Origin of the sequence: Pseudomonas sp. X4, from assembly GCF_040784925.1 — a bacterium.
In the GTDB taxonomy this organism is placed as follows: Bacteria; Pseudomonadota; Gammaproteobacteria; order Pseudomonadales; family Pseudomonadaceae; genus Aquipseudomonas; species Aquipseudomonas putida_Z.
Window position 1 is genome coordinate 3,438,108 of record NZ_CP160798.1, and the last position, 13,126, is coordinate 3,451,233.

10 protein-coding genes are annotated in these 13,126 nt (G+C 63.7%); 4 read left to right on the forward strand and 6 right to left on the reverse strand.

All coding sequences use genetic code 11. The features are described from left to right. Positions 1 to 481: 481 nt before the first annotated feature. The 3 genes from ABX298_RS15305 (at position 482) to ABX298_RS15315 (ending at position 4,500) form a co-directional block, all read left to right on the forward strand. On the forward strand, positions 482 to 979 hold the full coding sequence (locus ABX298_RS15305; protein WP_025337788.1) for a sigma-70 family RNA polymerase sigma factor: 498 nt from the start codon (positions 482 to 484) through the stop codon (positions 977 to 979). Positions 980 to 999: 20 nt separating this feature from the next. Continuing rightward, complete coding sequence (locus tag ABX298_RS15310; protein ID WP_084785044.1) at positions 1,000 to 1,962, forward strand: FecR family protein; 963 nt, start codon at positions 1,000 to 1,002, stop codon at positions 1,960 to 1,962. A 108-nt stretch (positions 1,963 to 2,070) separates the two neighbouring features. Continuing rightward, a complete protein-coding gene (locus tag ABX298_RS15315; RefSeq protein WP_286101089.1) occupies positions 2,071 to 4,500 on the forward strand; it encodes a TonB-dependent siderophore receptor in 2,430 nt (809 codons plus the stop codon). A 272-nt stretch (positions 4,501 to 4,772) separates the two neighbouring features. On the opposite strand, the gene ABX298_RS15320 is transcribed toward ABX298_RS15315, so the two are convergent. Genes ABX298_RS15320 through ABX298_RS15335 form a run of 4 tightly spaced genes read right to left on the reverse strand, consistent with a single transcriptional unit; the run spans position 4,773 to position 8,218 of the window. Further along, positions 4,773 to 5,930: a betaine/proline/choline family ABC transporter ATP-binding protein gene (locus ABX298_RS15320; protein WP_054573159.1), complete on the reverse strand. Its 1,158-nt coding sequence runs from the start codon at positions 5,928 to 5,930 to the stop codon at positions 4,773 to 4,775. Continuing rightward, positions 5,927 to 6,580, reverse strand: coding sequence for an ABC transporter permease (locus ABX298_RS15325; RefSeq protein WP_025337792.1), 654 nt, complete (start codon positions 6,578 to 6,580; stop codon positions 5,927 to 5,929). The genes ABX298_RS15320 and ABX298_RS15325 overlap by 4 nt, the downstream gene beginning before the upstream one ends. Continuing rightward, positions 6,577 to 7,491: a glycine betaine ABC transporter substrate-binding protein gene (locus ABX298_RS15330; protein WP_025337793.1), complete on the reverse strand. Its 915-nt coding sequence runs from the start codon at positions 7,489 to 7,491 to the stop codon at positions 6,577 to 6,579. The genes ABX298_RS15325 and ABX298_RS15330 overlap by 4 nt, the downstream gene beginning before the upstream one ends. Positions 7,492 to 7,504: 13 nt before the next feature. Then, positions 7,505 to 8,218, reverse strand: a complete 714-nt coding sequence (locus ABX298_RS15335; protein WP_085616828.1) for an ABC transporter permease — start codon at positions 8,216 to 8,218, stop codon at positions 7,505 to 7,507. A gap of 558 nt (positions 8,219 to 8,776) precedes the next feature. Here ABX298_RS15335 and ABX298_RS15340 point away from each other — a divergent pair. Beyond that, positions 8,777 to 10,360, forward strand: a complete 1,584-nt coding sequence (locus tag ABX298_RS15340) for a peptide chain release factor 3 (protein ID WP_003257876.1) — start codon at positions 8,777 to 8,779, stop codon at positions 10,358 to 10,360. A 137-nt stretch (positions 10,361 to 10,497) separates the two neighbouring features. Here the strand turns inward: ABX298_RS15340 and ABX298_RS15345 are convergent, their stop codons facing one another. Next, positions 10,498 to 11,577 carry a polyamine ABC transporter substrate-binding protein gene (locus tag ABX298_RS15345; RefSeq protein ID WP_367393317.1) on the reverse strand — a complete coding sequence of 360 codons (1,080 nt, stop codon included), beginning with the start codon at positions 11,575 to 11,577 and terminating at the stop codon, positions 10,498 to 10,500. A gap of 83 nt (positions 11,578 to 11,660) precedes the next feature. Further along, positions 11,661 to 13,067, reverse strand: coding sequence for an FAD-binding oxidoreductase (locus ABX298_RS15350; protein ID WP_084785046.1), 1,407 nt, complete (start codon positions 13,065 to 13,067; stop codon positions 11,661 to 11,663). Positions 13,068 to 13,126 lie beyond the last annotated feature (59 nt).

Sequence of the window (13,126 nt, forward strand, 5' to 3'; positions counted from 1 at the left end):
ATGGGCAAACTGAAAATTTAAGTGGCTGCAAACTGAACGTCCTCCGTATCCCCACTTTGGTTCGCCTACTCAGTACTTGAGCCGGATGGATCGTTTCCAGCATGGACGTTCGGCGCGCACTTTAGGGCGTGAAGAATGCAGAATCAACAGGCAATCCGGGCGTGATCGACGCGGATCGACGACCTGCCATTTGAATAACCGACCCATGTGACCGGCTGATGTTCCCCGGAGTGTTTCAAGCGTAAAAAATAGTGGAATGGAGCGCGTTGGCTCCTTCGCGGGCACGCCCGCTCCCACAGGCATCTCGCGGTTCCTGTGGGAGCGGGCGTGCCCGCGAAGGGGCCTCAGGTGTTCATATTTATGGCCACATTTCCCTGGCACCGCCGTGCATGAAAAAGACGATAAATTTTTTGTTACCGACTGGCGGAATTGCCGTGCTTGATGAGAAACATTACTATTCGCACCCTTGTCTGCCTCCCTGATGACCCCGACCGTGTCCGGACCCAAAGGCTTCCTCGACCACTACCATGAGCTGATCGGCACCTGGACGCGCAAGTTGCGCAGTCGACAGCAGGCCGAGGACCTCACCCACGATGCCTTTGTCCGGGTACTGGAAAACCCGCGCGAGCAGGTCGAGCAGCCACGCGCCTACCTGCACCAGACTGCACGCAATATTGCCGTGGATGGTTTCCGGCGCGAGGACCGCCGCCAGGCCCTGGAGCTGGAAGCCTTCGACGAAGGCGTGGCCGCCAGTGGCGACCCCGAGGCCTACGTGCATGCGCTGGAGCTGGCCGACAGTGTCGAGCGGGCGCTGGCCGAACTGCCGCTCAATTGCCGGCAGGTGTTCATCTGGCAGAAGCTCGAAGGCCTGACCCAGGCCGAGATCGCCGAGCGCATGGGGTTGAGCAAGAACATGGTCGAAAAGTATATGATCCGCACGCTCCGGCATCTGCGTGAGCACCTGGATGTGTCGGCATGATGAGTCAGGAGACCTTTTCGATGAAACAGCACGGTACCGATACCGTCCGCGAGCAGGCGGCCGCGTGGTTCGCCCGGGTGCAGGATGCCCCTCGCGATGCCGGGCTGCAGGCGCAGCTGCACGCCTGGCTGGAAGGCGATGCACGGCACCGTGATGAGTACCAGCAGCTCGCCCGCCTGTGGCAGGCCACCGACTTCATCCCGCGCCAGCGCCTGGAAGCGCTGTGCCAGCCGGCACCGGTACGCCAGTTGCCACGTCGGCGCTTCGTGCGCCAGGCCTTGGCCGCCAGCGTGGCCGCACTGGCGTTGGGCCTGGGCTGGGGCGGCTGGCACTACCAGCAACTGAATCACCAGGGCAGCTTGCAGACCGCCTTCAACGAACGCCGCCAGGTCGAACTGCCGGATGGTTCGCACCTTGAGCTCAACGGCAGCACGCAAGTGCAGGTCGCTTTTAGCGCCGGCCAGCGGCATGTCCGGCTGATGGCGGGTGAGGTGATGTTCACCGTCGCCCATGACAGTGGCAGGCCGTTCGTGGTCGACACCGCCCAGGGCAGCGTGACTGTCACCGGTACCCGTTTCGACGTCCGCCTGGACCCGGCCAGCACCCGCGTGGCGGTGGAGCAGGGCTCGGTGCGTGTGCAGGGCAAGGGCGCCTCGCTGGCGCAGCTCACGGCGGGCCAGGGCTCGCATATAGATGCACAAGGCCAGGTGGCGGCGCCCTATGCGGTGAATACCGGCACCCTGACTGCCTGGCGCCAAGGCAGGCTGGTGTTCGACAACGCCACCCTGGCCGAGGTGGTGGCCGAAGCCTCGCGTTACCGCAGCCAGCCGCTGCGGGTCGCCCCCGGCAAAGTCGCCCAGCTGCGGCTGTCCAGCACCTTCAGCACCGACGACACCGACGCGCTGCTGCGTGCCTTGCCGAGCATCCTGCCGGTGGCCATCAAGGCCCATGAAGATGGCTCGCGCGAAATAATCGCGAAATAGATTCAGGTTTTTTTCCGCTCGTTCGTCTTCCCCGCCAGCTGCAACTGCCAAGCATTTCCATTTGCATGCGGTTGGCGTTTATTCCGTATTCCAGGAAGTTTCGACGACGTGAACAACAACAAGCCCTTCCCACGCTTCCGCGCCCTGGCGCTGGCCCTGGCGGTCAGCGCCGTGGCCGTCAACAGCCAGGCCGCAGAGTCCGGCAGCACCATCCAGATCCAGGCCCAACCCTTGGCTTCGGCGCTGAACCAGCTGGGCCAGCAGACCAACCTGCAGCTGTTCTTCAGCCCCGAGCTGGTGGCCGGCAAGCAGGCCCCGGCGGTGTCCGGCCAGCTGGCGCCCGAGCAGGCGCTGCAGCAGCTGCTGCAAGGCAGCGGCCTGACCTACGAGATGTCCCAGGGCACCGTGGTGGTCAAGCCGGCCCAGGCCGATGGCACCCTCACCACCGGCAGCCTGGAGCTGGCACCCACCGACATCAAGGTGGTGGGTGACTGGCTGGGCGATGCCCAGCAGAGCGTGGTGCAGAACCACCCCGGCGCGCGCACCGTGGTACGCCGCGAGGCGATGGTAGAGAAGGGCGCAATGAACGTGCGCGACGTGCTGCGCGGCATCCCGGGCGTGCAGGTGCAGGACTCCAACGGCACCGGCGGCAGCGACCTGTCGCTGAACGTAGGTGTTCGCGGCCTGACTTCGCGCCTGTCGCCACGCTCCACGGTGCTGATCGACGGCATCCCGGCCGCCTTCGCGCCCTATGGCCAGCCGCAGCTGTCGATGGCGCCGATTTCCTCGGGCAACCTCGACAGCATCGACGTGGTGCGTGGCGCCGGCTCCGTGCGTTATGGCCCACAGAACGTCGGCGGGGTGATCAACTTCGTTACCCGGGCTATCCCGGAGAAGGCCTCGGCCGAGCTGTCCACCACCCTGGAAACCTCCCAGCATGGTGGCTGGAAACACACCGAGTCGGCCTTCGTCGGCGGCACGGCGGACAACGGCATGGGCGTGGCGCTGCTGTACACCGGGGTGAATGGCAACGGCTACCGTGAAAGCAACAACGGCAACGACATCGACGACGTCATCCTCAAGACCCACTGGGCGCCGACCGACGTTGACGAGTTCTGGCTCAACTTCCACTACTACGACGGCCGTGCCGACATGCCCGGCGGCCTGACCCAGGCGCAGTACGACAGCAACCCGTACCAGTCGCTGCGCGACTACGACTATTTTGCCGGCCGGCGCAAGGACGTGTCGTTCAAGTGGCAGCGCCAGCTCGACGACGCCACCCAGTTCGAAGTGCTGACCTACTACACCGACAGCTTCCGCGGCAGCTCCATTGCCTCGCGCGACATGAAGACCCTGTCGTCGTACCCGCGCAACTACCATACCTTTGCCATCGAACCGCGGCTGTCGCGGATCTTCTTCGCCGGCCCGACCACCCAGGAAGTCAGCGTGGGTTACCGCTACCTGAAGGAAGCGATGCGTGAGCAGTCGACCCGCCTGGCGCTGATCGACAACGTGCCGACGCCGACCCCGACCTCCGACGGCCATGTGTTCCAGGACCGCAGCGGTGGTACCGAGGCCAGCGCCTACTACATCGACGACAAGATCGACGTGGGTAACTGGACCATCACCCCAGGTATCCGCTTCGAGCATATCAACACCGACTGGCGCGACCGCCCGGTGCTCGGTGCCAACGGCCAGCCGGTGCCGGAGAAGAAACGCAGCATCACCAGCAACGAGCCACTGCCGGCGCTGAGCGTGATGTACCACATCTCCGATGCGTGGAAGGTGTTCGCCAACTACGAGACCTCGTTCGGCAGCCTGCAGTACTTCCAGCTGGGCCAGGGTGGTACTGGCAACAGCACGGCCAATGGCCTGGAGCCGGAAAAGGCCAAGACCTACGAGATCGGTACCCGCTATGACAATGGTGGCTTTGCCGGTGAGCTGACGGCGTTCTACATCGATTTCGATGACGAACTGCAGTACATCAGCAACGACGTGGGCTGGACCAACCTCGGCGCGACCAAGCACCAGGGTATCGAGGCCTCGGTGCGCTATGACCTGGACGGCCTGGACCCGCGCCTGGAAGGGTTGTCGGTGAGCGGTGGCTATACCTACACCCGCGCTACTTATGAAGGGGACATTCCTGGCTTCGAGGGCCGTGACCTGCCGTTCTATTCACGCCAGGTGGCCACTGCCGGGGTGCGTTACGCGGTCAACCACTGGACCTGGAACCTGGATGCCTACGCCCAATCCAAGCAGCGCGCGCCGGGTACCGGGATCAACGCCGATGGCAGCTTCAACGGCGACTACATCACCGAGCCTAGTGCGGATGGGCAGTACGGTGATATTCCGGGTTACGTGACCTGGCATGCCCGTGGCGGGTATGAGTTCGGGCCCCAGATGTCCAACCTGAAGCTGGCGGCGGGGGTGAAGAACCTGTTCGACAAGCAGTACTTCACCCGCTCCAGCGACAACAATGCCGGCATCTATGTGGGTGAGCCGCGGACCTTCTATGTGCAGGCCAGTGTAGGGTTCTGACATTTGTGTGGTCCTCTTCGCGGGCTTGCCCGCTCCCACAGGTACAGCGCAGGCCTGGAGGATTGTGGTATCCCTGTGGGAGCGGGCAAGCCCGCGAAGAGGCCGGCACAGGCAATCCACAACCTGGGTTCTGAGCCGAGATTGCCGGGGCCGCTTTGCGGCCCATCGCGACACAAGGCCGCTCCCACAGGTACCGCGCCAGGCCCGAGGCTGATGCTGTACTTGTGGGAGCGGCCTTGTGTCGCGAAAGGGGCGCAGCGCGCCCCCGGCGATTACGAAACCACCGCCTCGGCCGGCGAGACAATGCTGGTCTTGGCCCCCCGCGAGCGCCCCGAACTCAGGTACGCCGCAATCGACTCCTGCGTCACCTCGCCCAAGAACACCTGCTCGGCATCCAGCACCGGCAGCCACGCCCGGTTGAACTCGTACATCCGCGACAACAGGATGCGCAAATGCTCATCATGCGACGCCGTGGCATTGAACGGCCGCAGGAAGTCGCCACAAGTCCCTTGCTGGCGATGCATGTCACGCCGGCGCACGTAGCCCAGTGCCTTGTTCTGCGCATCGGTCACCACCACGTAGCGGCGGTCATGCTCGTCCAATAGCTCCAGCGCATCGCTCACCGGCGTCTGCGGGCTTACCGATGGCGCGTTGTCTGCCGCATCCTCCGCACGCACCAGCAGCAGGCGCTTGAGCGTGCTGTCCTGGCCGACGAAGTTGCTGACGAACTCGTCCGCCGGGTGCGCCAGCAAGGTGTCCGGGTGGTCCAGCTGCAACAACTTGCCGGCGCGGAAGATGGCGATCTTGTCGCCCAGCTTGATCGCTTCGTCGATGTCATGGCTGACCATGATCACGGTCTTGTTCAAGGCCCGCTGCATCTCGAAGAACTCGTTCTGGATCATCTCGCGGTTGATCGGGTCGACCGCGCCGAACGGCTCGTCCATCAGCAGCACCGGCGCTTCCGCCGCCAAGGCGCGGATCACGCCGATACGCTGCTGCTGGCCGCCGGACAGCTCGCGCGGGTAGCGCTGCAGGTACTGCTTGGGCTCCAGCTTGATCATGTGCATCAGTTCGCGGGCGCGTTCATGGCACTTCTGTTTGTCCCAGCCGAGCAGGCGCGGCACCACGGTGATGTTCTCCTCGATGGTCATGTTGGGGAACAGGCCGATCTGCTGGATCACATAGCCGATGTGCCGGCGCAGGGTGACCTCGTCCAGCCCGGTGGTGTCTTCGCCATTGATGAACACCTGGCCGGAAGTGGGCGTGATCAGGCGGTTGATCATTTTCAGGGTAGTGCTCTTGCCGCAGCCCGAGGGGCCGAGGAACACGCAGATTTCCCCTTCGTTGACGGTGAGGCTTACCGAGTCCACGGCTTTGACGTCCTTGCCGTTGACGTTGAAGGTTTTGCTGAGGTTCTTCAGTTCGATCATGAGCGCAGTCCTTCTGGAGTCAGGGCACGTTGCAGGGTTTGCAGGAGCAGGTCGGCGATGATCGCCAGCAGGCTGACCAGTACGGCGCCGACCAGCAGCATCGACATGTCGCTGCGGCTGATGGAGGTGAGGATGAGCACGCCAAGGCCGCCGGCGCCGATGGTGGCGGCGATTGTCATCACGCCGATGTTCATCACCACGGCGGTGCGCACGCCGGCGAGGATCACCGGCACGGCGATGGGCAGTTCGACCATGCGCAGGCGCTGGCCGAAGGTCATGCCGATGCCGCGCGCGGCTTCACGGATGCCGGGCTCGACGTTGGTCAGGGCCAGGTAGGTGTTGCGCATGATCGGTAGCAGTGAGTAGAGAAACACCGCAGTGATCGCCGGCAGTGGCCCGAGGCCCTGGCCGAACTTGGAGTAGAACGGCAGCAGTAGGCCGAACAGGGCGATCGAGGGGATGGTCAGCAGCACCGTGGCGCTGGCCTGCAATGGGCCGGCGACGGCCGGGAAGCGGGTCATCAGGATGCCCAGCGGTACGCCGACGATGATCGCCAGGCCCACGGCGACGCCGACCAGCATGATGTGCTGCCAGGTCAGTTGCAGCACCTGGGCCCAGTCCAGGTGGTTGAAGGTATCGATCAGGTTCATGGCTGGCCCTCGCTGTTCAGTGGGTGCTCACGCAGGAAGGTGGCGGCCACGGCAGTCGGGTTCTGGTGCTCGACATCGACCTTGGCGTTGAGCTGGCGCATGGTTGCGTCATCCAGCTGTTCGGCCAGTGGCTTGAGCAGGCCGGCCAGCTGCGGGTTGGCGTCGAGCACGGCTTTGCGCACCACCGGCGCGGCGGTGTAGTCGGGGAAGTAGTGCTTGTCGTCCTCCAGCAGCTTGAGGTCGAAGGCGTTCAGGCGGCCATCGGTGGTGTACACCAGCCCGGCGAACACCTGGTTGTTGCGCATCGCGGTGTACACCAGGCCGCCGTCCATCTGGCGGATATTGCGGCGGTCCAGTGGCAGGCCGTACATCTCGCGCAGGCCGACCAGGCCATCGGGGCGGTTGGCGAACTCGGTGTCCAGCGCCACCAGGTGGTTGCGGTGGCTTTCGTCACGCAGTACCTGGTTGAGGTCGCTGATGGTGTTGACCTGCGGATAGGCCTCGGCCACCTGCTTGGGCAGGCCCAGCGCGTAGGTGTTGCTGAACTTCGATGGGGTCAGCCAGATCAGATCCTTCTTGGCATCCAGCGCCTTGACCCTGGCGAAGGTTGCCTCGGCACTGGGCATGCGCTCGTCGATATGGTTGTACGACACCAGCGACACGCCGGTGTATTCCCACATCAGGTCGAGCTGGCCGGTTTCCTGGGCCTGGCGCGCGATATTGCTGCCAAGGCCGGTGGTGACGCGCACGTCATAGCCGTTGGCGCGCAGGTATTGCGCGGTGATTTCGGCGAGTACAGTCTGTTCGGTGAATACCCGCGCGCCGATGCGGATCAGCGGTTTGTCCGCCGCCTGGGCAAATCCTGCGAACAGCAGGGCCGCGCCCAGCAGCAAGGCGATTCTCTTGTTCATACGTTCCCTATCTTTATTGGGCCAGGCCACGTTCCAGCCAGCGCTTGCTGGAGAAACTCACCGCCGCGTCCAGCGCCAGCGCCAGCAATGCGGTGCAGGCGGCGCCCAGCAGCAGCTGTGGCTGGTTGTTCAGGGCGATGCCGGGAAAGATCAGGCTGCCCAGGCTGTTGGCACCAATCAGGAACGCCAGCGGTGCGGTGCCGACGTTCAGCGCCAGGGCCACGCGCACACCGCCAACGATGATCGGCACGGCGTTGGGCAGCTCCACCTGCCACAGTTGCTGGCGCGGGGTCATGCCGATGCCGGTGGCGGCTTCCTTGAGCGAGGCGGGGACGTTTTTCAGGCCCTCGTAGGTGTTGCGCACGATAGGCAGGAGGGAGGCGAGGAACAGCGCGAAGATCGCGGGCCCGGCGCCGATGCCCAGGATACTCAGGGCGATGGCCAGGACGGCCAGGGGAGGGATGGTGTTACCAACGTTGAACAACTGCATGAAGCGCTCGGCTTTGTCGACCCGGTGCGGTCGACTTAACGCAATGCCGGCGGGGATGCCCACGGCCAGCGCCGCCGCCATCGAAGCCAGCACCAGTACCAGGTGCGCTTGCAGGTAGAACCCAAGATCGTCGCGATAACGCGCGATCGTGTCGATGCCGATCCAGTGGACCAGCAGGGCCAGGATGACGAGCACGGCGGCCCATCCCAACAGCCCTTTTCCGTAGCGTTCAGCCACAGGCGGACTCCTTGTGTAGTCGGCGAGCACACTTCTTGGTTGCCGGCCAGTCCTGGCGGCGGGTGGTGTGTTCGCGAGTAGCAGCGTGATGCACGCCGAAGGCTGCGATCAGGCCATGAGCCGAACCCCGTCGGGCCCGAAAATGCTGATGAAACCAGCTCCCCAACCGAAGCGGGTTGCAGGGGAGTGGACGTCTCCGTGGGCGTAAAGGTTCCCATCTGGGGCGGCATTTGGCCAGCGTTAATCACTGGTTGGTTGGAAAAATGACGAGAGAAAGCAGCGGGTTAATGTGCTGTAGGCGTTGAAATAACTGCTCTTGGGCCATTTGTCGTGATAAAGCGATTGCCTGGCGAATTTGTGGCCTCTGGGCGGGCGCTTTCGCGGGTAAACCCGCTCCCACAAGTCCTGCACAGGTTTCAAAGGCGGTGTGATACCTGTGGGAGCGGGTTTACCCGCGAAGAGGCCGGAACAGGCACCGCCGGTTCAGCAAATTTTGGTCCCGGCCCAACTTCAGGTATGATATCGCCCCTTTTAAATCCCCCAGTCAGGCGATTTCCCATGACCAACCAGGCCGCCGAAGTCGCGAAGCGCCGCACTTTCGCAATCATTTCCCACCCCGACGCCGGTAAGACCACCATCACCGAGAAGCTGCTGCTGATGGGCAAGGCCATTGCCGTCGCCGGTACCGTGAAGTCGCGCAAGTCCGACCGCCACGCCACCTCCGACTGGATGGAAATGGAGAAGCAGCGCGGCATCTCCATCACCACCTCGGTGATGCAGTTCCCGTACCGCGAGCACATGATCAACCTGCTCGACACCCCCGGCCACGAAGACTTCTCGGAAGACACCTACCGCACCCTGACCGCGGTGGACTCGGCGCTGATGGTGCTCGACGGCGGTAAAGGTGTAGAGCCACGTACCATCGCCCTGATGGACGTGTGCCGCCTGCGCGACACGCCGATCGTCAGCTTCATCAACAAACTCGACCGCGACATCCGCGACCCGATCGAGCTGCTGGACGAGATCGAAGCCGTGCTGAAGATCAAGGCCGCGCCGATCACCTGGCCGATCGGTTGCTACCGCGACTTCAAGGGCGTGTACCACCTGACCGGTGACTACATCGTGGTGTACACCCCGGGCCACGGCCACGAGCGCACCGAAGCCAAGATCATCCAGAAGCTGGACTCGGACGAAGCCCGTGCCCACCTGGGCGACCAGTACGATTCGTTCGTCGAACAGCTGGAGCTGGTGCAGGGCGCCTGCCACGAGTTCAACCAGGAAGAGTTCATCAACGGTCAACTGACCCCGGTGTTCTTCGGTACCGCGCTGGGCAACTTCGGTGTCGACCATGTGCTTGACGCCGTCGTCGACTGGGCGCCGCGCCCGCTGGGCCGTGTTGCCCATGAGCGCACCGTGGAGCCTGTGGAAGAGAAGTTCACCGGTTTCGTGTTCAAGATCCAGGCGAACATGGACCCGAAACACCGCGACCGCATCGCCTTCATGCGTATCTGCTCGGGCAAGTACGAGAAGGGCATGAAGATGCGCCACGTGCGCATCAACAAGGACCTGCGTATCGGCGATGCGCTGACCTTCTTCTCCTCCGAGCGTGAGCAGCTGGAAGAGGCCTATGCCGGCGACATCATCGGCCTGCACAACCACGGCACCATCCAGATCGGCGACACCTTCACCGAAGGCGAGGCGCTGGGCTTCACCGGTATCCCGCACTTCGCCCCGGAGCTGTTCCGCCGCGTGCGCCTGAAGGACCCGCTGAAATCCAAGCAGCTGCGTCAGGGCCTGCAACAGCTGGCCGAAGAAGGTGCTACCCAGGTGTTCTTCCCAGAGCGCAGCAACGACATCATCCTCGGTGCAGTCGGTGTGCTGCAGTTCGACGTGGTCGCCAGCCGCCTGAAGGAAGAGTACAAGGTCGAGTGCGCCTACGAGCCGATCACCGTATGGTCGGCCCGCTGGATCGGTTGTGACGACAAGAAGAAGCTCGAGGAATTCCAGAACAAAGCCATGGAGAACCTGGCCATCGACGGTGGCGGGCACCTGACCTACCTGGCGCCGACCCGGGTCAACCTGTCGCTGATGGAAGAGCGCTGGCCGGACATCAAGTTCCGCGCTACTCGCGAGCACCACTGATTTCGAGAGCTTGCTCCTGATTTTCAGGGCCTGCTCCTGACCCTTGTGGGAGCGGGTTTACCCGCGAATGCGTCGGTAAACTCAACATCGCATTCGCGGGTGAACCCGCTCCCACAGGGACCGTGTTAAGGCCGAAATCAATTCCCGGCCTTGATACTGGTCCAGATCCTCGTCCGAATACGGTCGATCTTGGCCGGCATCGCCTCCAGCGCATACAGCTTGCCCATTACTTCCTCGCTCGGGTAAATCATCGTATTACCCTTCATCGCCGGATCCACCAGCCCGTCCGCCTCAAGGTTGCCGTTGGCGTACTGCACATGGTTGCTGATGCTGGCCATCACCTCCGGCTGCAGCAGGTAGTTCATGTAGGCATACCCGGCCTTCTCATCCGGTGCATCGGCCGGCATGGCAACCATGTCGAACCACATCGGTGCGCCTTCCCTGGGTATCGAATACCCCACCTTCACCCCGTTCTTCGCCTCCTCGGCACGATTCTTCGCCTGCAACACATCCCCCGAGAAACCCACCACCACGCAGATATCGCCGTTGGCCAGATCGCCGGTGTACTTCGATGAGTGGAAGTAGCTGATGTATGGCCGCACCTGCATCAGCAGCGCCTTGGCCTTGTCGTAGTCCGCCGGGTTCTGGCTGTGGTGCGGCAGGCCCAGGTAGTGCAGGGCGATCGGTAACAGCTCAGGGCCGTTGTCCAGCACGGCGACGCCGCAGCTTTTCAGCTTGCTCATGTACTCAGGCTTGAAGATCAGGTCCCACGAGGTTATTGGCGCGCTGTCGCCGAGCACCGCCTTGACCTTGTCGACGTTGTAGCCGATGCCGGTGCTGCCCCACAGATACGGGAAGCCGTATTGGTTACCCGGGTCATTGACCTCCAGTGCCTTGAGCAACACCGGGTTGAGATTGTGCCAGTTGGGCAACTGCGACTTGTCCAGCTGCTTCAGGGCTTTGCCCTGGATTTGACGGGCCATGAAGTGGTTGGACGGGAACACCACGTCGTAGCCGGAGTTGCCGGTCATCAGCTTGCCGTCGAGGGTTTCGTTGCTGTCGTAAACGTCGTAGGTGGGCACGATACCGCTGGCTTGCTGGAAGTTCTTCAGTGTGTCGGGGGCAACGTAGCTGGACCAGTTGTAGATCTTCACCGTTTCGGCGGCACCGGCCACGCTGGCGGCCAGCATCAGGGGGGCGAGAAGGAGCGTGCGCATGTCGGGGTTACCTTGCTTTGTGTGTTGTTATCGAAGGCAGGCGATCAGCGGAACCGGTAAATTCTGTGTCGGGGAAAGGGAAGTCAGTGCATGAAGCCTTCCATGAAGTCCGCAAGATTGCTGGCCAGGCGCCGCCTCCAAGGCGCGCTGGCGGGGTTGGCGAGGGTCCGGTCCTCGTGGACGAAGCTCTGGATGATCGCGTTGTAGCCCAGCCAGCGGCAGGGCTCGGGTGGCCAAGTCGCCAGGCTTGAAAGCGGGCGGTTGTCGAGCACCCAGGGTTGCGCGGTCAGTTCGTTGCGCTGGTTGAGGATCAGCGCCGCCAGGGTGCGCCCGCCCAGGTTGGTGGCGCCGACGCCTTCGCCGCCGTAGCCGCCCGCCAGGGCGATGCCGCGTTGACGGTCGCAGAGCATGTGCGGGCGGAAGCGCCGCGCCATGCCCAGGTTGCCGCCCCAGGAGTGGGTGATACGCACGTGCTTCAACTGCGGGAACAACTCGCTGAACAGGTAGCGGCGCAGCTCGATTTCCTGTTGGTCGAGGTTGAAGTTTTCGCGCAGGCGGCCACCGAAGCGGTAGCCGCCACGGGCGCCGAATACCAGGCGGTTGTCGGCGGTGCGCTGGCCGTAGGTGACCTGGCGGCTGCTTTCGCTGAACGCCTGGCCCTGGTTCAGGCCGATCTGTTGCCAGGTGGCCTCCGGCAGTGGTTCGGTGGCCACCAACAGGCTCTGTACCGGCAGCTGATGTTTGCCCAGTGGCGGCAGGCTGGCGGCGTAGCCCTCCACGGCGGGTACCATCCATTGGCAACGGATGCGCGCCAACGGGGTACGCACCTCACCTGGCTGCCAGTCGATGGCTGGGGTATTTTCGTAGATGGGTACGCCCAGCGCTTCTACCGCCCGGGCCAGGCCACGCGCCAGCTTGGCGGGTTGGATGGTTGCGGTGTGCGGGCTGTAGATGGCGCCATAGGCGTTGCTGACCCGCAACTGAGCGTCAAGCTGTTCGGGGCGCAGCCAGCGGTAGTCGTCCTCGGTCATGCCTTGGCGATAAAGGTCGTCGAGGTAGGCGCGCAGGCTGCGCTCCTGTTCCGGGTAGCGCGCGGCGCAGTACAGCACGCCGCCTTTGCGGTAGTCGCAGTCGATGCCTTCATGTTGCAGCACGCGGTGTACTTCATCGGGGATGTCATGCAGCAGGTCGATGCTGGCGCGGCGCTGTTGCGGCGACAGGGTGGCCAGCAGGCGGTCTTCGCCGAGCAGGTTGCCCATCAGCCAGCCGCCGTTGCGCCCCGAGGCGCCGAAGCCGGCGATGTTGGCGTCGATTACCGCGATGTTCAACTGTGGCGCCTGGCGCTTGAGGTAGTAGGCGGTCCACAGGCCGGTGTAGCCAGCGCCGATGATGCATACATCCGCGTCCAGGTCCTCGCGCAGGGCCGGGCGGGCGCACAACGGCTCGTCGAGCTGGTCCATCCACAGGCTGAGCGTGCGCAGGGGTTGCATCGGGTTCGGCTCCACATCCGTCAAGGTCTGTGGGCGATCCTAGTGGTGTCGGCGGGCAG

Excerpts from the sequence above, each read along its gene's own strand:
- ABX298_RS15305 (WP_025337788.1), top strand. The coding sequence starts at position 482 with ATGACCCCGACCGTGTCCGGACCCAAAGGCTTCCTCGACCACTACCAT.
- ABX298_RS15330 (WP_025337793.1), bottom strand. The coding sequence starts at position 7,491 with ATGAACAAGAGAATCGCCTTGCTGCTGGGCGCGGCCCTGCTGTTCGCA.
- ABX298_RS15310 (WP_084785044.1), top strand. The coding sequence starts at position 1,000 with ATGAAACAGCACGGTACCGATACCGTCCGCGAGCAGGCGGCCGCGTGG.
- ABX298_RS15350 (WP_084785046.1), bottom strand. The coding sequence starts at position 13,067 with ATGCAACCCCTGCGCACGCTCAGCCTGTGGATGGACCAGCTCGACGAG.
- ABX298_RS15320 (WP_054573159.1), bottom strand. The coding sequence starts at position 5,930 with ATGATCGAACTGAAGAACCTCAGCAAAACCTTCAACGTCAACGGCAAG.
- ABX298_RS15325 (WP_025337792.1), bottom strand. The coding sequence starts at position 6,580 with ATGAACCTGATCGATACCTTCAACCACCTGGACTGGGCCCAGGTGCTG.
- ABX298_RS15340 (WP_003257876.1), top strand. The coding sequence starts at position 8,777 with ATGACCAACCAGGCCGCCGAAGTCGCGAAGCGCCGCACTTTCGCAATC.
- ABX298_RS15345 (WP_367393317.1), bottom strand. The coding sequence starts at position 11,577 with ATGCGCACGCTCCTTCTCGCCCCCCTGATGCTGGCCGCCAGCGTGGCC.